Annotated in this window: 18 protein-coding genes; all 18 read right to left on the bottom strand. The window is 43.9% G+C overall.

Features of this window, described 5'->3' with window-relative positions:
* Positions 1-27: 27 nt before the first annotated feature.
* Positions 28-1,221: a molecular chaperone DnaJ gene (dnaJ, locus tag BN3456_RS13840; protein ID WP_089985020.1), complete on the bottom strand. Its 1,194-nt coding sequence runs from the start codon at positions 1,219-1,221 to the stop codon at positions 28-30.
* Positions 1,222-1,314: 93 nt separating this feature from the next.
* Positions 1,315-3,186 (bottom strand): molecular chaperone DnaK, encoded by a 1,872-nt coding sequence (gene dnaK, locus BN3456_RS13835; RefSeq protein WP_089985018.1) that lies wholly within the window; start codon positions 3,184-3,186, stop codon positions 1,315-1,317.
* 37 nt (positions 3,187-3,223) lie between these two features.
* Positions 3,224-3,934, bottom strand: a complete 711-nt coding sequence (gene grpE, locus BN3456_RS13830) for a nucleotide exchange factor GrpE (protein ID WP_347458066.1) — start codon at positions 3,932-3,934, stop codon at positions 3,224-3,226.
* A 3-nt stretch (positions 3,935-3,937) separates the two neighbouring features.
* Positions 3,938-4,993 (bottom strand): heat-inducible transcriptional repressor HrcA, encoded by a 1,056-nt coding sequence (gene hrcA, locus BN3456_RS13825; protein ID WP_089985016.1) that lies wholly within the window; start codon positions 4,991-4,993, stop codon positions 3,938-3,940.
* A 179-nt stretch (positions 4,994-5,172) separates the two neighbouring features.
* Positions 5,173-6,372 carry a radical SAM family heme chaperone HemW gene (gene hemW, locus BN3456_RS13820; RefSeq protein WP_347458065.1) on the bottom strand — a complete coding sequence of 400 codons (1,200 nt, stop codon included), beginning with the start codon at positions 6,370-6,372 and terminating at the stop codon, positions 5,173-5,175.
* Entirely contained in the window at positions 6,362-8,176 is a 1,815-nt protein-coding gene (gene lepA, locus BN3456_RS13815; RefSeq protein ID WP_089985012.1) for a translation elongation factor 4, read from the bottom strand. The genes hemW and lepA overlap by 11 nt, the downstream gene beginning before the upstream one ends.
* A 52-nt stretch (positions 8,177-8,228) precedes the next feature.
* Complete coding sequence (gene holA / locus BN3456_RS13810; RefSeq protein WP_089985010.1) at positions 8,229-9,212, bottom strand: DNA polymerase III subunit delta; 984 nt, start codon at positions 9,210-9,212, stop codon at positions 8,229-8,231.
* 47 nt (positions 9,213-9,259) lie between these two features.
* A complete protein-coding gene (locus BN3456_RS13805) occupies positions 9,260-11,524 on the bottom strand; it encodes a DNA internalization-related competence protein ComEC/Rec2 (protein WP_176699210.1) in 2,265 nt (754 codons plus the stop codon).
* Positions 11,521-12,456 (bottom strand): GerMN domain-containing protein, encoded by a 936-nt coding sequence (locus tag BN3456_RS13800; RefSeq protein ID WP_242862890.1) that lies wholly within the window; start codon positions 12,454-12,456, stop codon positions 11,521-11,523. Before BN3456_RS13800 ends, BN3456_RS13805 begins: the two co-directional genes overlap by 4 nt.
* A 16-nt stretch (positions 12,457-12,472) precedes the next feature.
* Positions 12,473-13,957 carry a sensor histidine kinase gene (locus BN3456_RS13795; protein ID WP_176699209.1) on the bottom strand — a complete coding sequence of 495 codons (1,485 nt, stop codon included), beginning with the start codon at positions 13,955-13,957 and terminating at the stop codon, positions 12,473-12,475.
* Entirely contained in the window at positions 13,902-14,591 is a 690-nt protein-coding gene (locus BN3456_RS13790) for a response regulator transcription factor (protein ID WP_089985006.1), read from the bottom strand. The genes BN3456_RS13795 and BN3456_RS13790 overlap by 56 nt, the downstream gene beginning before the upstream one ends.
* Before the next feature lie 72 nt (positions 14,592-14,663).
* Complete coding sequence (locus BN3456_RS13785; protein ID WP_089985005.1) at positions 14,664-15,311, bottom strand: helix-hairpin-helix domain-containing protein; 648 nt, start codon at positions 15,309-15,311, stop codon at positions 14,664-14,666.
* A gap of 120 nt (positions 15,312-15,431) precedes the next feature.
* The gene (locus tag BN3456_RS13780) at positions 15,432-15,866 is read right to left on the bottom strand and encodes a DMT family transporter (protein ID WP_089985003.1); all 435 of its coding nucleotides are present in this window, start codon (positions 15,864-15,866) and stop codon (positions 15,432-15,434) included.
* A gap of 71 nt (positions 15,867-15,937) precedes the next feature.
* Positions 15,938-17,128 carry an aspartate aminotransferase family protein gene (locus BN3456_RS13775; RefSeq protein WP_176699208.1) on the bottom strand — a complete coding sequence of 397 codons (1,191 nt, stop codon included), beginning with the start codon at positions 17,126-17,128 and terminating at the stop codon, positions 15,938-15,940.
* Entirely contained in the window at positions 17,115-18,017 is a 903-nt protein-coding gene (gene argB / locus BN3456_RS13770; RefSeq protein ID WP_089985001.1) for an acetylglutamate kinase, read from the bottom strand. Before argB ends, BN3456_RS13775 begins: the two co-directional genes overlap by 14 nt.
* Positions 18,018-18,026: 9 nt before the next feature.
* On the bottom strand, positions 18,027-19,250 hold the full coding sequence (argJ, locus tag BN3456_RS13765; RefSeq protein ID WP_089984999.1) for a bifunctional glutamate N-acetyltransferase/amino-acid acetyltransferase ArgJ: 1,224 nt from the start codon (positions 19,248-19,250) through the stop codon (positions 18,027-18,029).
* 34 nt (positions 19,251-19,284) lie between these two features.
* On the bottom strand, positions 19,285-19,731 hold the full coding sequence (locus tag BN3456_RS13760; RefSeq protein WP_089984997.1) for a GNAT family N-acetyltransferase: 447 nt from the start codon (positions 19,729-19,731) through the stop codon (positions 19,285-19,287).
* A gap of 505 nt (positions 19,732-20,236) precedes the next feature.
* Complete coding sequence (gene argC / locus BN3456_RS13755) at positions 20,237-21,277, bottom strand: N-acetyl-gamma-glutamyl-phosphate reductase (RefSeq protein ID WP_089984995.1); 1,041 nt, start codon at positions 21,275-21,277, stop codon at positions 20,237-20,239.
* Positions 21,278-21,344 lie beyond the last annotated feature (67 nt).

Raw genomic sequence — 21,344 nt, 5'->3', positions numbered from 1 at the left:
GTTTTCTATTTAATGCTTCCTATTAATTCATTCATCAAAAGCTTCTTTTACCTTCCCCATGAAACCTTTTTTCTTTCCTTTTGACCTAGCACCGCTCTCTGAACCGGATTCCGGATTTAGTGAACCTCCGGTCAGTCTGTCAAATTCACGAAGAGCATCCTTTGCCTCGGAACTCAGCTTCTCCGGTGTCTGTATGATCAAAGTAACGTAGTGGTCACCGCGCACCTGTGAATTTCTCAGGGAAGGAACACCCTTTCCTCGCAGACGAACTTTTGTGTCGGTCTTTGTTCCCGCTTTTACCGTGTAAAGCACATCACCGTCCACTGTAGGAATTTTCACATCGCCGCCCAGAGCTGCCTGTGCAAATGAAATCGGAACAGTTGAGAAAATATGAACATCCTGTCTTTGGAAAATAGGGTGCCTGGAGACGTTCACCTCTACCAGTAAATCTCCTCTCGGCCCGCCATTGACACCTGGCTCACCCTTTTCACGGATACGGACACTCTGTCCATTATCAATTCCGGCAGGAATGGATACCTTAATCCGCTTTTTGCTGGACTCATAACCCGTTCCATAACAGGATGGACATTTTTCTTTAATAACTTTTCCTGAACCACCGCAGTTCGGACAAGTCTGGACGTTCTGCACAGTGCCAAAGAAGGACTGGGATGTATAAACCACCTGTCCCTTACCACCGCACTTCGGACAGGTCTCGGGAGATGTGCCCGGCTTTGCTCCTGTTCCATTACACGTTTTACAGGGATCCTTTAACACAACCTCCAGCTCTTTCTCGCATCCGAAGATTGCCTCCTCAAATGTGATTCTGATACTTTTGCGTATATTGGAGCCTTTCATAGGTCCATTGCTTGCACGGCCCCCTCTTCTGCTGCTCCCGCCGAATAAATCGCCAAATATATCGCCAAATATATCGCTGAAATCAGCACCGTTAAAATCAAATCCTCCGAAGCCGCCTGCACCGCCGGCGCCTCCTTCAAATGCTGCATGTCCAAACTGGTCATACTGGCGGCGTTTTTCAGGGTCACTGAGCACTGCATACGCTTCTGATGCCTCTTTGAACCTCTTCTCAGCCTCAGCATCGCCCGGGTTCATATCCGGATGGTACTTTTTGGCCAGCACACGATATGCTTTTTTTAGCGCCGCATCATCAGCATCCCGGCTTACGCCAAGCACCTCGTAATAATCTCTTTTTGACTCTGCCATAACACTCTACCTTTCATTTATAAATAATAACATAAAAAGTCCTACGAAGCCGTTTTGTGCGGCTTCGTAGAAACATCCCTTTTAAGCAGGGTCTTAAACTTCCTTATAGTCTCCGTCTACTACATCATCTCCCTGGAAGCCGTCCGGTGCCGGACCACCTTCAGATCCCGGGCCTCCCTGTCCCTGTGCACCTGCAGCTGCCTGAGCCTGCTCGTACATCTTAGTGAATAATTTATTGGCACTTTCTGTCAACTTTTCTTTTGCTGCCTTAATTTCACCAACCTGGGCCTCTGTTGTCTCTTCAGGAGCAGATTTAGCAAGGAGATCTTTGAGAGCCTGGCAATCTGCTTCTACAGCACTCTTGTCTGCGGCATCCAGTTTATCTCCCACTTCTTTGATAGCCTTCTCGGTCTGGAATACCAGCGCGTCAGCCTCATTTCTTGTATCAATCGCGTCTTTGCGCTTCTTGTCCTGTGCTTCAAATTCAGCTGCTTCTTTTACTGCCTTGTCGATATCACTGTCAGACATATTGGAGCCCGCTGTAATTGTAATATGCTGTTCTTTTCCTGTTCCAAGATCTTTCGCCGATACATTAACAATGCCGTTAGCATCAATGTCAAAGGTTACCTCGATCTGTGGGATTCCTCGTGGAGCCGGCGGAATTCCATCCAGTCTAAACTGTCCCAGAGACTTGTTGTCTCTTGCAAACTGTCTTTCGCCCTGTACGACATTAATATCAACTGCTGTCTGATTATCTGCAGCTGTGGAGAATACCTGGCTCTTCTTAGTCGGAATTGTTGTATTTCTCTCAATCAGCCTTGTTGCAACACCGCCCATTGTCTCAATGGAAAGTGACAGCGGAGTAACATCCAAAAGAAGAATGTCACCTGCACCTGTATCTCCTGCCAGCTTACCTCCCTGTACGGACGCACCCAGGGCAACACATTCATCGGGGTTCAAAGATTTACTTGGTTCTTTTCCTGTCAGACGTTTTACTTCTTCCTGAACTGCAGGAACACGTGTAGAACCACCTACCAACAGTACCTGCCCAAGATCGGATGCATTAATACCCGCATCAGAAAGAGCACGTCTAACCGGTTCTGCTGTCTTTTCAACCAGCTCAAGGGTCAGTTCATCAAACTTCGCTCTTGTCAGGTTCATATCAAAATGCTTCGGTCCCTCTGATGTTGCTGTGATGAACGGAAGGTTAATATTGGTTGTTGTCGCTGAAGAAAGTTCTTTTTTAGCTTTCTCCGCAGCTTCCTTTAATCTCTGAAGTGCCATCTTGTCTGTAGAAAGATCTACACCTTCTTTTGCCTTAAAATCAGCAAGCATGTAATCTGTAATCTTCTGGTCAAAGTCATCTCCGCCAAGTCTGTTGTTTCCTGCTGTAGATAATACTTCAATAACTCCGTCGCCGATTTCAATGATGGACACATCGAATGTACCGCCACCTAAATCATACACCATTATCTTCTGCTCTTTTTCATTGTCCAGGCCATATGCAAGAGCTGCTGCTGTAGGCTCATTAATGATACGCTTTACATCCAGGCCTGCAATTTTTCCGGCATCTTTTGTTGCCTGACGCTGAGCGTCATTGAAATATGCAGGTACGGTGATGACTGCTTCCGTTACTTTCTCGCCCAGATATCCTTCTGCATCAGCTTTCATCTTCTGCAGAATCATTGCTGAAATCTCCTGAGGAGAATATTTTTTGTCATCGATTTTTACTTTGTAATCTGTTCCCATCTCTCTCTTGATGGAAGAAATTGTCTTGTCAGCGTTCGTTACTGCCTGACGTTTTGCAGGCTCCCCCACTAAACGCTCCCCTGTCTTTGTAAATGCTACTACGGATGGAGTCGTTCTTGCACCCTCCGTGTTTGCGATAACTGTAGGCTGGCCGCCTTCCATTACTGCTACACAGCTATTTGTTGTACCTAAATCAATACCAATTATTTTGCCCATAATATTTCCTCCTAAAAATTTTAATTACGGATAATACTTAATTTGCTACTTTTACCATGCTATGTCTCACTACGCTGTCCCGGTAAGTGTAGCCTTTCTGAAATTCTTCCGCTACAATATTCTCACCAAGATTTTCATCCTCCACATGCATGACCGCATTGTGGAAATCCGGATTGAATTCAGCGCCGAGCGCTTCAATCGGCTTAACGCCGATCTCTTCAAATGCAGCCATAAGCTGTTTGTAAATTTTCTCCATGCCCTCTGCAAAGGGATTGGATTCTTCTCCCTCCGACACAGCCTCAAGGCCGCGTTCAAAATTATCAACCACCGGAAGAATCTTTTCTATGATATCTCTCGCACCTATTTCGTACATCTGGGATTTCTCCTTGTCAGTACGTTTGCGGAAGTTATCAAACTCTGCTATCTGACGAGTGAGTCTGTCTGTCAGTTCCTCTATCTTCTCGTCCTTTTCATCTTTCTTTGATTTTCTGCCAAACTTTTTTCTGCCGGACTGTTCTTTCTCATCCTTGGGCTCTGGCTGCTCTTCTGCTGTTGCACCGGAATTTTCTTCCTGTTGGGTATCCGGTGTGTCATCCGAAACATCTTCCACGGGGGGGGCCGGCCGGTCTGCTGCATTCTTTGCAGCCTCGTCTTTAGCTGTCTCTTCTTCGGTTTCCACAGCTGCTTTAGCTTTTGCTTCTTCCACTGCTTCCTTTACCATATCTTCATTGCTCATCTTTTCTCCCACCAGCTATTCACCTTCCTGTTCTTTTGATTCCCTATTATATATCGCGTCCAACTCACTTTGCAGAGTTTTCAGCGTCCTCATAACATGTTCATAGTCCATGCGCTTAGGGCCGATAATGCCTATGGTACCTTTCATACCTTCTCCCAGTTCGTATGTTGCAGTTACAACACTGCAGTCTTTCATGGTCTTGACCGGAGTTTCATCACCGATATATACTTGAATTCCATGACTGTCTTCACTGGCCAGTGTCTCAGTAACAAGATCCGCCAGCTGCTGCTTTTCTTCAAATGCACTGATAATCTCCTGTGCACTCTGGTTATCACTCAACTCGGGATATTTGAAGATATTAGTGGCACCGCTTGTATAAATCTCCATATCTTCATCTACATGGATAATATCAGCTACTGCATCCAGAACCTCACCGATCACTTCACTGTGAATTCCTGCCTGCTCTTTCAGCCTTGCTATCAGACCCAGATTAATCTGCTCAATAGACATGCTATTCAAAGTTGTATTTAGAAGCATGTTCAACTTCAGTAAGTTTTCATTACTTATGGTCTCTCCCACTTGAATAATCTTGTTCTTAATAACATTGCCGCCCAACACAATCACGGCCACAACTTGTTCTGCATCCACCTGGGAAAGCTGAATAAATTTCAGAGTATTCCTGTTATTGACCGGGGCTGACACCATAGTCGCATAATTCGTATTTGCAGCCAGCACCTTAGCAGCCTGCTTTAATACTTTATCCACCTTATCGGTCTTCTCCAGCATGGTGTTACGCAGTTCTGTGATTTCCTGCTCTTTGTCCTCCATCAGCATATCCACATACAGCCGATATCCTTTATCTGAAGGAATCCGCCCTGCTGAAGTATGAGGCTGGAAAATATAGCCCAAATCCTCCAAATCCGCCATCTCATTGCGGATGGTCGCTGAACTCAAGTTAAGATCTGTATATTTTGAAAGAGTTCTGGAACCTACCGGTTCCCCTGTCTCCAGATAATTCTGAATAATGGCCTTGAGTATTGTCAATTTTCTTTCACTTATATCTGCAGGCATAGAACCCTCCTCCCTAAGTCAGCTTTTTATGTTTATTAGCACTCTTTTGTTTCGAGTGCTAATACCTTACGTATATTAAGATATCACCGGCATCTCTTTTTGTCAACACTGTTTATACATTTTTTATTAAAAGATATAGCAGTTCAGACCGTTCATGTATTTTTTGCCCTTCTAAATAGTTACAAAAATTCAACAAAAACTGTATTGCTGATATCGACCCCCCGTTTTGTAAGGTAAATTCTGTCCCCTGCGCACACAAGCAGATTTCTTGATTCCAGCTTTTTTAATTCTTTTCCGTAAACCTCCGTTATTGTTTTTCCAAATTGTTTTTCAAATTCCGCTGCCGAGACTCCTCTTGTCTCTCTAAGACCGAGAAACATAAACTCCTCTATTTCATCAGACCTGGACAGTTCTTCTATCTCCTCACGAATATCCTTCTGCTCTTTTATTCCTCTCATATATTTTTTATAGTCTGCAGTATTGTGATACCTGGTATGATTTACAAGAGAGGATGCTCCCAATCCGATTCCCAGATAATCCTTACGCTCCCAGTATCCCAAATTGTGACGGCATGCATACCCTTCTTTTGCATAATTAGATATTTCGTACCGGCTGTAGCCGTATCGTTTTAACAGCTCACCTGTTGACTCATAAATAGACCGTTCCGTCTCCTCATCAGGAAGGGGAAGATACCTGTCTGTACCTTCCCCGGATTGTAAAGAGTCCTCGGTCTTTTTCGTAATCTTTCCACTTCCTTTGTACCTCTGATAAAATGGTGTCCCTTCTTCCACAATCAGACTATAGGCGGAAATATGCTCAGGCTCTAGTTCAGCCACCTTAGCAAGTGTTTCCTTCCAGCTTTCCAAGGTCTGCCCCGGTATGGCAGATATCAAATCAATATTGACATTTTGAAATCCCTGCCTTCTCACTGCACCGTAAGTATCCAAAAATTCTTCGTAGGTGTGAATTCGTCCCAGCATTTTCAATTCTTCATTATTTACAGACTGAAGACCAATGCTTAACCGGTTAATTCCCGCCTGCCTCCAGAGGCAAAGTTTCTCATCCGTTACTGTTCCGGGATTGATTTCCATTGTAATTTCTGCATCTTCCGAAATTTGAAAACTTTGACGTAATGCCCCGCATATATGCCGTATCTGTTCCCCCGTTAAAACGGAAGGTGTCCCCCCTCCCACAAAAATCGTGGATATTTTAACCCTGTCATGATAAATATTTCCATACCCTTTTATTTCCTTTATCAGAGCATCCACGTATTTCTGCCGTATCTTTTCGTCCGCTGCCCAGGAAAGGAAATCGCAGTATGCGCATTTTCTGACACAAAAAGGAATGTGCAGATACAGTTCCATCTCTTTAATCATCATCCAGCTTCAGTACGCTCATGAAGGCCTTCTGTGGGATTTCCACATTGCCCACCTGACGCATCCTCTTCTTTCCTTCTTTTTGTTTCTCCAGGAGTTTCCTCTTTCGTGAAATATCGCCGCCATAACATTTTGCTAAGACATCCTTGCGCATTGCCTTTACTGTCTCCCGGGCTATCACCTTACTGCCGATTGCTGCCTGAATCGGAATTTCAAACAGCTGCCTTGGAATCTCCTCCTTCAATTTTTCGCACATCTTTCTGCCTCTGTCATAGGCAGTGCTGGCGTGTAAGATAAAGGAAAGGGCATCTACTTCTTCTTTATTAATAAGGATATCCAGTTTCACAAGTTCAGATTTTTCATAACCCAACATTTCATAATCAAAAGAAGCATATCCTCTGGAACGAGATTTAAGGGCGTCAAAGAAATCATAGATAATCTCATTGAGTGGTAAATGATACTTCAAAACCGCACGGTTCTCTTCCATATATTCCATACCCTGATAAACGCCCCGGCGCTCCTGACACAAGTCCATGATTGCACCGATAAATTCAGAGGTAACCATAATTTCAGCCTTTACCACCGGCTCCTCCATATACTCGATTTCCGCAGGATCCGGCAGATTTGTGGGATTGGTCAGTTCTATCATTTCCCCGTTTGTCTTATACACTTTGTAGATAACGCTGGGTGCTGTGGTCACCAGATCCAGATTATATTCTCTTTCCAGCCGTTCCTGCACAATCTCCAAATGAAGAAGTCCGAGAAAGCCACACCTGAAGCCAAAGCCCAACGCCACAGATGTCTCTGCCTCAAATTGAAGAGAGGCATCATTAAGCTGCAGCTTTTCCAAAGCGTCTCTCAAATCCGGATATTTAGCTCCATCTGCAGGATAAAGACCACAATACACCATAGGATTTACCTTCTTGTAACCCGGAAGCGGCTTATTACAAGGCCTTTGAGCATCTGTTATTGTATCGCCCACATGAGTCTCCTTTACATTCTTCAGACTGGCGGTAATGTATCCTACCATCCCTGCTGCAAGTTCTTCACAAGGTATAAACTGTCCCGCTCCAAAATAGCCTACTTCCACAACCTCTGCCGTTGCTTTTGTGGCCATCATCTGAATCCTGTTTCCTTTTCTCACTGTTCCTTCCATTAAACGACAGAAGACAATGACCCCTTTGTAGGAATCGTAAACCGAATCAAATATCAGTGCCTGCAGAGGGGCAGATGAATCTCCCCGGGGGGCAGGTATCTTCTCCACAATCTGTTCCAGCACTTCTTCTACATTTTGTCCTGTCTTTGCGGAAATCAAAGGTGCATCATCGGCGTCAATTCCTATGACATCCTCAATTTCCTCTTTTACTCTGTCCGGATCTGCACTTGGAAGATCAATCTTATTGATTACCGGCATGACATCCAGATCATGGTCTAATGCCAGATATACGTTTGCAAGTGTCTGGGCTTCCACCCCCTGTGCTGCATCCACTACAAGGATTGCACCGTCACACGCAGCAAGACTCCTGGACACTTCATAATTAAAGTCCACGTGTCCGGGTGTATCAATCAGGTTAAAGATATATTCTTCCCCATCTTTCGCCTTGTATACGGTACGTACAGTCTGTGCTTTAATCGTAATTCCTCTTTCCCTCTCCAGTTCCATATTATCCAGAACCTGGGACTGCATCTCCCGATTGGTCAGAAGCCCCGTCATTTCAATAATCCGGTCCGCCAAAGTGGATTTCCCATGGTCTATATGTGCAATAATACAAAAGTTCCGTATTTTACTCTGATCTATCTCCGACAATTTCCATTCCTCCCACATTTCCATATATAATTACTCAAATTTAATATCACCGTCAATTTCTCGATGAATGCTTCACAATAAATAGCTCCACAGCAAGTGTATCCGTAAGGCGCCCCGTCTTTACACTTTCTTCTATCCCAGCACTGTCCTCCATAACAGACCGAAGCTCCCGGGACTGAAAATGCTTTGCCTGTTCCATACATTTTCCTGCTACAAAAGGATGCAGGCCGGCCCTGGATGCAATTTCTTTTCTTCCATAACCCTTTTTCAACAGATCTTTCACCTGATACAATATCCTGTACTGCCGGGTCATCATAAACAGAATCCGCATGGGAGGCTCCTTTAAAGCCAGCAGTTCATAATATAGATGAAGGGCCTGCTCCTGTTTTTTATCCGCCACTGCATCCACCATATCAAAAATATGATTGGATACCTGAGTGATGCAGACTGCATCCACATCCTCCGGCATAATGGTCTTCTTGTCCAAAGTGTAGCACAGCAGTTTTTCCAACTCTTTTTGAATGTTTTCCATATCTGTACCTACTTTATTCAATAAATGCATGACGGTAGATTCCGAGATCTGCTTATTTTCTCTGCGAACCTGCCCCAGAATCCATTTTTTCAGAGTTCTCTCATCCTGAAACGGCAGCTCTACAATATGCCCTTTGTCCTTCACAGCCTTATACAGTTTACTGCGCTTGTCCACTTCCTTTTCAATGAAAATCAAAGAGGTAGTCTCCGGCATATCCTTGACATATTCGGCCAGATCTGCTCCCGCGCTCTTAAAAAGGCCGCTGTCTTCAAGTACAAGCAGACGACGGTCGGAGAAAAAAGGCAGCGTCTCAGCTAAATCGATCACTGCCCTGACATCTATGCCTTTCCCTTCAAAATAGGCATAATTCATAGTATCCCCGTCTGGAATCATCGCTTTTGTGAGGCGGTCTCTGTATTGTTTCTTCAGATAATTTTCTTCGCCATAGAGAAGATATATCTGCTTGAATTGTCCTGTCTTTAAATCTTCATTCAAACTCTTCATAACGCTTCTATTATATAGGAAAGCTCTCTAATTTGTAAAGATAAACCTTAATCTGCCTCTGCAATATGGGGTGAAACCCGTATTCTTTTCCCATCTGTAGTCAGATTTACAGCCCCCGATTCTTGTGTACTGTAAATCCGGCTTCCTATTGCCTCTAATTTTTTTAGTGTCTCCTCGTGGGGATGCCCATACCTGTTATTTTGTCCTGATGATATCCATGTGATTTTAGGAACAGTTTGTTTCAGAAATTCCTCTGATCCGGAATTTTTTGAACCGTGATGTGCTGCCTTTAATACGTCATATTCTCTCAGGTCTCCGCTCTCCTCTAAAAGTTTTTCTCCAGCTCCCTCTAAATCTCCTGTAAAAAGCATATCAAATTCTTTATATTGTAACTCCAGTACCATGGAGGCAGCATTTCCTGTTTCTCCTTGATATTTTGTAGATGGCGCTATGCAGGTAAACTTCATTTCCCTCTCTTTTAGGACCTCCCCCTTCTTCATTGTTACAACTCTTGTCTGGTATCGGTCTGCTTTCACCGCAAGATCTTTTAGTGCATCATCCTGTACTTCTTCCGGAGGCAGCACAAGATTTTTTACATGAATTCCCATACCCTGATTTTCCAACAGCTCTTCTATCCCACACATATGATCTATATCGCCGTGAGAAATAAAAACATAATCCAGGGCTGCCACTCCCTGGGATTTCAGAAAAGGTTCTATCCGATATTTCTCCACAGAGGAGACATCACTGCTCCCGCCATCCACAAAAAAGTTGGTACCCTCAGGACCCTTTATGTATAAACCGTCACCCTGCCCTACATCCAGCATGGTTACTTTAAGTTTACCTCGCACACCATAAGTAAGCTGACATGATAATATGAGGGCCAGAACCAGTACCGCCGGTATCATACCTCCTATCACTTTTCTTTGCCTGCTGTCACTCAATACAAAGATGCCTTCCTTCTCATATTCCTGATGCTCTCTGCACCTGCCAATAATAGCGCAAAACAAGACCAGAACTGCATAATAAACAAAAACCATTATTTTAGATGGCTGTCCTGTCACAATCCTGCTCCCCGGAGGCCCCAGACTTACCTGGCATGCTTTATCATACAAATAAAGGATACATTTGCAGCCAAGGAAAAAAAGTCTCCCTGCATGACTACTTACAAGTACAGCCACAGAGCCTATGATTCCTCCCCCCATCAAAGCCGATGTCAGGGGTATTACAAAGAGATTTAAAAGAATAGAATAAGGCGGAAATTCAAAAAAGAAATAGAGCATAATCGGAAGAAGTGCCGTGTTGACTGCCAGGCCGGAGCAAAACCCTTTCAGATATCGCTCCCCCTTCTTATCTCTAATAAAACAGAATTCCATGCAAGGAGCCACCACAATGATTCCTGCAAGGGCACCGAACGATAACAGGAATCCGGCGTCAAAAAGGTACAGTGGCTGCCATGTCGCGATTACTGCCGCTGATAGTGCAAGACTGGTAGGCATATCGTAGTCCCTTCCGGTTATATCAGCTCCTATCCTGATCCAGAACATAATAAAAGCCCTGATACTCGACACACCGCATCCGGTCATTAAAGTATATGCCAGCAGGAAGCAGATTCCGGCTGTGCCCGCAATCGTAAAGGACAATCTCATTTTCCGCAGAAGCTTGTAAATTCCATTTCCTAAAAATGACATGTGAAGGCCGGAAATAGCAAGAATATGACCTATCCCGCTCTTCTGATATAAATCCTTTACATCACTGTCCAGATTTCCCTTATCTCCCAGAAGAATGGCACTCATGATGCTTCCGTAATACTCTCCCATATATTCTATAAGAAGATCTTTCCAATGTCCTCGAATTTCGGCCAGCCTCTCACTGATCACATTTACTTTTGTATCACGGATCTGTATCTCGTCTGCCCATACCAAAACATGGATGCCTTCTTTTCCATAATAAAACCTTTGATCAAAATTTCCCGGATTCCTGGCATCTTGCAACACCCCCGCCTGGCCTGAGATTTTTATTCTGTTACCGATTCTTGTTTGATTTTTTGTTTCGAGATAAACTAGAATTTTAGATTCATGAAAAACCTGATTGTTCAAATTAACTTGACTGTTTTTCAGATATAATGCTTCATACTCCGTCTTTTCTTCTCTGCGGCATACAGTCCCTTCCAGAACCACACGGGCCTTGCCGGCTATGTGCTTTTCCAGCCCGGAAGGTTCCCTCTCGGGTGACAGATGAACCCCTCCGGTGAGAATTGCCTGTATACTCAGGAGAAGAATGGAAACCACGCATAGAGGCCGTTTTATCATTCTTCCTCCGTTTTTTCTACCCAGCTCATATCTTCTTTAAGAGGTTGGGTTAAGTCTATCTTTTCCATGTAGGAAACAATTTTTTCTCCACTTACCATAATCTGCACTTCATTGGCTGTTGTTCCTTCTACCAGAGAGTTGACAATAGAATATATCGTAATCTCCGGCTTAACGTCAACCCCGCCGCTTAAGAATTCATCGTCCAGATTCACATAACATATCTCATCTTTAATCGTAACACTTAAGAGAGTGACTTCCGGATTGATTGTAGGATAGCCCGTAAATTTCCGGGGTCCTTTCATCAGCTTTTCTACAATCAACTTCTCCCTGGACATATTGCTGTTGTATTTTGCGTCTATTTTCTGTTCAACAAGTTTGTCTCCTGTTGCGTTTGCAAAATATAAAGTCAGACTTGCGGTCTCATAAGAATTCAAAGACGAGCTTATATTCTGAACAAAATCGTCTTCATTTAAATATCCTGTCACTTTTCCTGAACTATCAACTAAATCTTTTCCCTCAACGGTGAACCATAAACCACTGATTCTGTCTATCTGGATAAGAGACCTGACAACTGCTGCCCTTATCAGCTTTTCTTCCAAAGGGTCTATTTTTGCATATTGATTGTTAAAATCCAGATACAGAATCTCTCCTTCCAGTTTATAACTATTAATTTTAACTCCTTTTGGAATAGGTGCTGTATAATCAATGTCCTCCGACGGCTTCTTCAAAGCCTTCAACATATACTTTATTGCCTTTTGTGCATTTTCACTTTTCGACACTTCGCTGGATGCCCTCACCAGACCGGTCCTATCAGAATTCAAATAAAATATGTCCAGATTGTTCTTCTTTTCATCCATCTGTTTTCCACAGGCAGACAGCATAAAGAGCATACAGAAAAAAACAGACACTACTGCTGATATTTTCCTTTTCATATATATTCTGCCTCCTTTAAACAACATGAATCAAAGGGATTCTCACTGTAAATGTGGTTCCTTCTCCTTCATTGCTGTATACTTTTATAGAACCTCTATGCATAAGCACCGCATTTCTTGCAATTGCGAGTCCTAAACCTGTGCCGCCGATTTCACGGGAATGGGACTTGTCTACACGGTAAAAGCGTTCAAACACATGGGCCTGATCACTCTCCGGTATTCCAATCCCCGAATCAGCCACTTTCACATAGAAATACTTATGGTCAGCATTCAGAGAAACATGAACCCAGCCATCCTCATAATTATATTTAATGGCATTCTCCACCAGATTGGAAAATGCAAGAGTCAGTTTTACCTCATCAATATCGGCAGATACCGGGCGAAAACTCTCTAAAACAAGTTCCACATTCTTGGTTTTTGCTATTGGTTTCAGCCGCTTTAGAATCTGCTCCATCAGCTCATTGATATTTACTGACTTAATATTCATATCCTGGGCTGCTTTGTCCATCTTAACAAGAGTCAGGAGATCTGTAATGATATGATTTTCACGGTCAATCTCTTCTCCTATATCCCCCATAAATTCCTGATATAACTCTATGGGAACGTCCTCCTGTGACAAGAGGGAGTCCGCCAGTACCTTCATAGAGGTCAGCGGTGTCTTTAGTTCGTGAGATACATTGGATACAAACTCCTCTCTGGTTTCGTCCAGCTGCTTTAATCTGCCCAACATTTTATTGAAGGCCTCAGAGAGCTGCCTGGTTTCCGTAAATGTATTAACATGCAGCACTTCATCATCATATCCCTCAGATACATCCGCAATAGATTCTGTGATTTTATGCAGTGGCTTCACAATCCAGTTTGCCAGAAAAAGACTCAGTCCCAGCATCAGTATAAACACAATTCCCAAAATAGTACTGCCTTTCGTGCGCAGTATCTTAATACTGTCCTCAATTGTATCCGTAGATACGCTGGCCAGCATCACGCCCGATATCTTCTTGGATTCCCCTGCCGTAATAGGAGAAGTCACCTCTATGTATCGGTTCTTTTTGTCATAATAATTGGTGCTGCTGCCCTTCATACACCGGATAACATCTTCCGATACCATTGTCTTTCCTTCATCCAGTCCATAAGTATCCTTTACGACTCCAAGATCCTTATTGATAATCATTACCCTGCCATTGTATATATTTGTCAATTGGGTTAAGTTTGCATTAATTACCTCAGAAGACGGGTCTGCCAGGTAATTGTAGCTGTTAAGCTGATTGCTTAGAATTGTACACTGATTCTGAATGTCTGCTGTCCTCAAAGAAGCTGCTCTTATCTCAAAAGCTTTAATAATTCCGCTGTAAGCTGCAAAACAGGGAATCATAGATATCACGAGAATCAAAAGTATGATGCAGAACCGCAGACTTTTCAGAAACTTTCCGTTATATTTAAAATGAAAATTATCCTTGGAAATAATAACCAACTCCCCACTTTGTATGTACGTATTTTGGTTCACTTGGATTCTTCTCTATCTTCTCTCGCAAACGTCTGATATGTACATCTACCGTTCTCGCATCCCCCGGATAATCATATCCCCACACCAGGTTTAACAGGTTTTCTCTGCTGTATACCTTGTTTGGATTCGTTGCCAGAAGCTCTAGTACATCGAATTCTTTCGCTGTTAGATTGACCTCCTTCTCGCCGATAAATACCCTGCGGCTCTCACAGTCTATCCGCATAATCCCTTTCACGATAACAGGGCTGCCTGCCGGTTCCTCCCGCTTTGCAGTCCTTCTCATAATAGCTTTAATGCGGGCTTTCACTTCCAGAATATTAAAAGGCTTTGTGATATAATCATCTGCTCCATATTCCAGACCCAGTATTTTATCCATATCTTCGCTCTTTGCCGTCAGCATGACAACCGGCATGTCTGAAAACTCCCGTATCTGCTGGCATACCTGAAATCCGTCCAGCTTAGGAAGCATGACATCCAGCAATACCAGATCATATTCACAGTTTCTGGCATATTCCAGTGCCTCCTCACCGTCATAAGCACAGTCCACTGCCATGTCATCCTGCTCAAGGCTGAAACGAATCCCTTTTACTATTAATTTTTCATCGTCCACTACTAAAATTTTCTTTTTTCCCATTCTCTTCTTTCCCTTAGCTCCCTTAGCTTCTATGATACCTGCGGATTGCTCCGCACTTCGTACCCCCGGGTATCATATCATGATTTTGTCCTTTATTTTATTAAATACTCCTTCTTTGATTCCCTCCACCTGCATCAAATCTTCTACAGCCTGAAACCCTCCGTTAGATTCCCGGTAAGAAATAATGCTGTCTGCCTTCGAATCACCGATTCCCGGCAGACTTTTCAGTTCCTCTCTTGAAGCGGTATTAATATTTATCTTTCCCCCATTTTCACGATCCGCACCTGTCACTTCCGGCATACTGCCGTCTACAACCCCTTTTTCCAGTTCCTCCGCTGTAGGTATATAAATGCGCTCTCCGTCTGTCACCACTCTTGCCTGATTCAAAGCCTCACCGGCCGCTGCTTTTGTCACACCGCCCGCACGTGCAAGAGCTTCGTATACCCTGGAATCACTGTCTAATTCATATACTCCCGGTGTATGCACCGCACCACAGACATAAACAAAAACCGTGGAAGGTTTCTCCCTCTGTTCCCCGGCGTCCCCTTTCGTCTTATCGGGAACTTCCTGTGTTGTCTCTGTGCCCTTATCACCGCTTATCCCTAACTCCAACTCTGTTAAATCGTCTGCTTTATCCTTCGTACATCCTGCGGTCAGTACCGCTGTGGTAAAAATTATACACAGGAATCTGCAGATTCCAATATTTCTTCTGTCCTTCATAATTCCCTCACAGTCTTCTGGCTGCCTGGAATCCCCTCACCGGACATTAATATTGTAACGAATAACGGTCTAAATTACAATACATATTTTTACGTTTCTGTTACATTTTTATTACAGGTATCATCTCTCCCACTGAAAAATTGCTATTCCTATCAGTGAAAGAGCCAGCCCTCCCACTTTTCTCCAGTCAAGGGGCTGTTTTTCCACACCGAACAATCCCAGAAGTTCAATCACATATGCAACAATTAACTGGGCAATAACAATCAACAAGGCTGCTTTGGCGGGTCCTAACGCTGACATACTTTTTATGACGGTCCAAGTGATTCCTGCACCAATCACGCCTCCCAGCAGCATATATTTAGGGTCTACTTTGCCAATTGCAGTAATGCTGTCTCTTCCTGCAAAAAACCAGGCCACCATACAAACAAGAAATGCCGTCAGCTGAACCCATGCATTGCCGACCCACATTCCTGTTGTTTTAGTCACCTGTGTGTTAAATACTCCCTGCACACTCATGAGCGCACCAGATAGCAGTGCAATAAAAAAACCAATCATATTCCTCATACCTCCTGCCTTACCATAGTATGTCCTCAATGATTGGTTTTTATCCCGGCGAAAACACTGCATCAGCAAAAATCAGCCAGTACCTGCTCCAGTTTTTCCACCATCTCATCAATATGTTTTTTTTCCAAAATCAGCGGCGGTACAAAGCGAATCACATTTCCTTCGGCTTGAATGACCAGAAGACCACTTTCTACAGCTCTTTTATTAATTTCTGCAACGGGAACCTTAAATTGAAGCCCCTGCATAAGCCCCTTACCTTTCCTCTGTATGATGCATTCCCACTTTTCGGTCATTTCATCCAGACATTTTGTCAGATAAGGTGAAATCGCATTTACATGATCCAGAATATGTTCCTTCTCAAAAATCTCCAGTACTTTTTTTACCGCAGTGCAGGCCAAAGGGTTTCCGCCGTAAGTTGTGCCGTGTTCTCCCAGCTTTAAGGAATACTCTGCCACTTCTTTTGTCATGGCAAAGGCCCCTACCGGCATTCCATTACCGATTGCTTTAGCCACAGTAATAATATCTGGCTTCACGCCAAACCCCTGGCAGGCAAACATGGAGCCTGTGCGCCCCATTCCACACTGTACCTCATCACAGATCATTAAAATATCATTCTCATTGCAGAGCTGCCGGATTCCCTCCATAAATGCCCGAGTGGCAAGGTTAATTCCGCCTTCTCCCTGAAGGGGCTCCAGGATAATGGCACAGGTTTTTTTGCTGATCAGTGACTTTACACTGTCAAGATTGTTGAATTTTGCAAAGTACACTCCCGGCACTTGCGGCTCAAAAGGTTCTCTATAAGAAGCATGTCCAGTGACAGACACGGCGCCAAAACTTCTGCCATGAAAGGAATTTTCCATGGCAATAAATTCATACCTTCCGGTTTGCTTTGTATAGGCATAACGTCTTGCGGATTTTAAAGCACCTTCGTTCGCCTCACTTCCGCTGTTGGTAAAGAATACCCGGTCCATCCCTGTTATCTTGTTCAGTGCCGCAGCGGCTTCTCCGCAGTTTTCGTGATAATAAAGGTTAGAGATATGGTAAATTTTATCAATCTGTTCTTTCAATGCCTCATTCAACTCTTTATTATTATATCCCAGGCCTGTGACGGCAAAGCCTGCAGCAAAATCAAGATACTCTTTTCCGTCTGTATCATATACGTACATCCCCTCCCCGTGATCCAGGGCAATGGGAAAACGATTATACACATGCAGGAGATTTTCTTCCCCTGCCTGAATTTTACTGTTCACCATGATAATACCTGCCTTCCTCTCCATGTAAAATTGCAGTGCCGATGCCTTTATTTGTAAAGATTTCCAGTAAAAGGCAGTGGGCAATCCTGCCGTCCAGAATATGAACTCTTGAAACACCGTTTTCTATTGCATCAATGCAGTTCTTAAGTTTTGGCAGCATCCCGCCCCCTATGTAGCCCTCCGCCATCAGTTTCCCGGCCTCCTCCACACTTAATTCTGAAATTAAAGTTGCCGGGTCAGTGGGGTCTTTGTAGACGCCTTCAATATCTGTCAAAAATGCCAGCTTCTCTGCTTTTACCGCACGGGCAATGGCGCAGGCCGCGTCATCTGCATTGATATTATATGTGTTATAATGATTATCCAGTCCTACAGGACAGATAATGGGAAGAAAATCTTTTTCCAAAAGATCATAAATAATATCTGTGTTTACCTGGCTGACTTCGCCTACAAAGCCAATGTCTTTCCCATTTGACAGCTTCTTTTCCACCTTAAGCAGACCGCCGTCCTTGCCGCTGATACCGATTGCACGCACACCCAGTTCTTCCACCAGCTGGACCAGACTTTTATTCACTTTTCCCAGCACCATCTCGGCAACTTCCATTGTTTCTTCATCTGTCACACGCAGACCGTTGATAAACTGTGGTTTCATACCTACCTTGCCGACCCATCTGCTGATTTCTTTCCCGCCGCCGTGGACAATAATTGGTTTAAAACCAACCAGCTTCAAAAGAGTGACATCCTCGATGACTTGTTTTTTCAGCTCCTCATCAACCATAGCACTGCCACCATATTTTACAACAATAATCTTGCGGTTAAAACGCTGTATATAAGGAAGCGCTTCTATAAGTACCTGGGCCTTGTCCAGATATTGCTTCATATTTTTGTCCATGATGTCCTCCTAACTCCTGTAATTTGCGTTGATGTCAATGTAGCCGTGGGTCAGATCACAGCCCCAGGCTGTTGCGTTTTCTGTCCCCTCTTTAATGTCTGCAACTGCTGTAACCTCAGGCTGCGATAATATTTTGGCTGCCTGTTCCTCGCTGTAATTCACAGACGATCCGTTCTCAGTAATCTGCATTTTTCCGGCTCTGCTCTCAAAGAACAAATCTACTTTTTCAGGATCAAACTGTGCACCGGAATATCCCATAGCACACAAAATACGTCCCCAATTTGCATCGTGTCCTGCAATGGCAGTCTTCGTCAGATTGGAACACACAATAGATTTCGCAAGGGTTTTTGCCTGTTCTTTCGTGGATGCCCCAATAACCCTTACTTCAAATAAAGCAGTGGCACCTTCTCCATCACCGGCTATTTTTTTGGCCAGATACTCGTTTACCAGATGGAGAGCCTCCGCAAATTTCTCATATTCCTCCGTTTTATATTTAATTTTTTCATTCTCTGCCATTCCATTTGCAAGGAGAAGTACAGTGTCATTTGTGGAAGTGTCACCGTCCACAGAAATCATGTTATAGGTGTCTTCTATATCCTCACTCAGGGCCTTCTGCAGGGCCTTTTTTGAAATAGCAGCATCCGTGGTAATAAATGAAAGCATTGTACACATATTTGGATGGATCATCCCCGAACCCTTTGCCATTCCCCCGACTGTGACGGTTTTATCTCCCACCTGAATCGATACTGCAATTTCTTTATGGAACGTGTCCGTAGTCATAATCGCCTTCGCTGCCGATGTCCCGTTTTCAAGGGATTCGTTTTTATTTTCCGCCAGTTCATGAACTCCGTTTTTCAGCTTATCTATGGGCAGCTGCATTCCTATAACCCCTGTAGAGCCCACAAGAACCCCCCTGGCATCCACCCCCAGAGCTGTTTGGGCTGCCATGGCAGTCTCTTTGCAGCAGTCATACCCTTCTTCTCCGGTGCAGGCATTGGCAATGCCGGAATTTATGATAACAGCCTGACTTTTTACATCGCTTGCTATTATATTTTTGTCCCATTTCACCGGTGCCGCTTTTACTACATTTGTAGTAAATGTTCCTGCCGTCTTGCAAGGTTGCTTACTATATATAAGAGCCATATCTGTTCTATCCTGATACTTAATCCCGGCAGCTGCTGAAGCTGCTTCAAACCCTTTCGCTGCGGTAACTCCACCTTTGACAATCACCATACTCAATTCTTCCTTTCTAAGTACATTTCTTTATCTACTGTTCATTAAACTCTGTAATATTTTCTATATTCAGCACAAAATCATAATAGTTTAAATCCATTCTCTTTATCCAGCCAATTGTATTCCAGAATGCGTTCCCTACATCATTTTTTGTAAAAGCTATGAGGGACACCTTACTGATTTCATCACGCCTTAGGGCCTCCATCGCTTTTACGACCATAGCCTTCCCTATGCCCCGTCTCCGGTAATCCTCGTCCACACATACGTGGTACAGACACCCCCTGCGGCCGTCATGTCCGCAAAGAACCCCTCCCACAATCCTGCCGTCCTCCTCAGCCACAACACTGGCAGCCGGATTTCTTTTCAGGAATCTTTGGATTCCCTCCCGTGAATCATCAACACTCCGCAGTCCAAAACCATTGATTTTTTCCCATAAACTATATAAACCTTCATAATCCTCCATTGTCATAAAACGAATCATGCTTATCCTCCTGCTTATACTACTTAGCGAGGTCTTTTCGAGCTTAGTAGTAAAGTACAACCTGCTGGCTTAGCGAGGTCCTTTCGAGCTTAGCGGCATGGTTGTTACCCTGCTTATACTACTTAGCGAGGTCTTTTCGAGCTTAGTAGTAAAGTACAACCTGCTGGCTTAGCGAGGTCCTTTCGAGCTTAGCGGCATGGTTGTTACCCTGCTTATACTACTTAGCGAGGTCCTCTCGAGCTTAGTAGTAAAGTACAACCTGCTGGCTTAGCGAGGTCCTTTCGAGCTTAGCGGCATGGTTGTTACCCTGCTTATACTACTTAGCGAGGTCCTCTCGAGCTTAGTAGTAAAGTACAACCTGCTGGCTTAGCGAGGTCCTTTCGAGCTTAGCGGCATGGTTGTTACCCTGCTTATACTACTTAGCGAGGTCCTCTCGAGCTTAGTAGTAAAGTACAACCTGCTGGCTTAGCGAGGTCCTTTCGAGCTTAGCGGCATGGTTGTTACCTTACGGAAACATCGGTACCAGCTCAAGACCTTCTGACTCTTTGAGACCGAACATCAGGTTCATATTCTGTACCGCCTGCCCCGCTGCCCCTTTTACAAGATTATCTATGGCACCCATCATTATAATGCGTCCGGTTCTCTCGTCAATCTTAAAATTAATGTCTGCATAATTACTTCCCTCTACCCATTTCGTCTCGGGAATTTCATCCTTTTCCAGTATCCGAACGAATTTCTCATCTGCATAATATTTATCATAAATAGCTTTTACTTCTTCATAGGTGACCTGTTTCTTTAGCTTTGCATATTCCGTGACAAGTATACCCCTGTTCATGGGAACCAGATGGGGGGTGAAATTCAGCAAAACCTTTTCCCCTGCTGCCAGTCCCAGCTGTTCTTCGATCTCAGGTGTATGCCTGTGGGTAATCACATTGTATGCCTTAATATTTTCATTCACCTCACAGTAAAGGTTCGGAAGTTTCACCCCTCTACCGGCGCCTGAAGTCCCTGATTTAGCGTCAATAATCAATGTACTCATATCTATCACGCCTTCCTTTGCCAGGGGATATGCCGTCAAAATGGAACAGGTAGTATAACATCCCGGATTTGCAACCAATCTCGCTTTTTTTATACCCTCTCTATTGATTTCGCATAAACCATACACTGCTTCTTCTATAAATTGGGGGCTTTTATGTCTCAGGCCATACCACTTTTCATATGCAGCTACATCCTTTATTCGGAAATCTGCGCTCAAATCGATAATCTTTACCCTCGACAAAACTTCTTCATTCACCAGAGAAGCACACAGCCCCTGGGGAGTTGCTGTAAATACTACATCCACCTGGTCCGCAAGTTCTTCCATATTGTCATCCATACATACAGCATCTACAATCTGGAACATGTTCTGATATACGTCTGCATATTTCTTATCTATATAACTTCTGGATCCATACCATACAATTTCTGCATCTTTGTGTGCTGTTAAAATCCGCACAAGCTCCCCGCCGGCATACCCGGTTGAGCCTATTATTCCTACTCTGATCATATATGTAACTTCCTTTCTCTGTACCCTACTGCACATATCGAAAATAGCGTTTGCATAATTATACATC

Origin of the sequence: Clostridium sp. C105KSO13 (assembly GCF_001517425.1) — a bacterium.
Taxonomy (GTDB): Bacteria; Bacillota; Clostridia; order Lachnospirales; family Lachnospiraceae; genus Muricomes.
Note: the sequence above shows the minus strand (reverse complement) of the source record. Positions and strands in the feature narration are given on the sequence as shown.

Bases quoted from the DNA above. Each gene is read 5' to 3' on its own strand.
- dnaJ (WP_089985020.1), bottom strand. From the start codon at position 1,221: ATGGCAGAGTCAAAAAGAGATTATTACGAGGTGCTTGGCGTAAGCCGG.
- dnaK (WP_089985018.1), bottom strand. From the start codon at position 3,186: ATGGGCAAAATAATTGGTATTGATTTAGGTACAACAAATAGCTGTGTA.
- hrcA (WP_089985016.1), bottom strand. From the start codon at position 4,993: ATGCCTGCAGATATAAGTGAAAGAAAATTGACAATACTCAAGGCCATT.
- hemW (WP_347458065.1), bottom strand. From the start codon at position 6,372: ATGATGATTAAAGAGATGGAACTGTATCTGCACATTCCTTTTTGTGTC.
- holA (WP_089985010.1), bottom strand. From the start codon at position 9,212: ATGAAGAGTTTGAATGAAGATTTAAAGACAGGACAATTCAAGCAGATA.
- BN3456_RS13805 (WP_176699210.1), bottom strand. From the start codon at position 11,524: ATGATAAAACGGCCTCTATGCGTGGTTTCCATTCTTCTCCTGAGTATA.
- BN3456_RS13800 (WP_242862890.1), bottom strand. From the start codon at position 12,456: ATGAAAAGGAAAATATCAGCAGTAGTGTCTGTTTTTTTCTGTATGCTC.
- BN3456_RS13790 (WP_089985006.1), bottom strand. From the start codon at position 14,591: ATGGGAAAAAAGAAAATTTTAGTAGTGGACGATGAAAAATTAATAGTA.
- BN3456_RS13785 (WP_089985005.1), bottom strand. From the start codon at position 15,311: ATGAAGGACAGAAGAAATATTGGAATCTGCAGATTCCTGTGTATAATT.
- BN3456_RS13780 (WP_089985003.1), bottom strand. From the start codon at position 15,866: ATGATTGGTTTTTTTATTGCACTGCTATCTGGTGCGCTCATGAGTGTG.
- BN3456_RS13775 (WP_176699208.1), bottom strand. From the start codon at position 17,128: ATGGTGAACAGTAAAATTCAGGCAGGGGAAGAAAATCTCCTGCATGTG.
- argB (WP_089985001.1), bottom strand. From the start codon at position 18,017: ATGGACAAAAATATGAAGCAATATCTGGACAAGGCCCAGGTACTTATA.
- argJ (WP_089984999.1), bottom strand. From the start codon at position 19,250: ATGGTGATTGTCAAAGGTGGAGTTACCGCAGCGAAAGGGTTTGAAGCA.
- BN3456_RS13760 (WP_089984997.1), bottom strand. From the start codon at position 19,731: ATGATTCGTTTTATGACAATGGAGGATTATGAAGGTTTATATAGTTTA.
- argC (WP_089984995.1), bottom strand. From the start codon at position 21,277: ATGATCAGAGTAGGAATAATAGGCTCAACCGGGTATGCCGGCGGGGAG.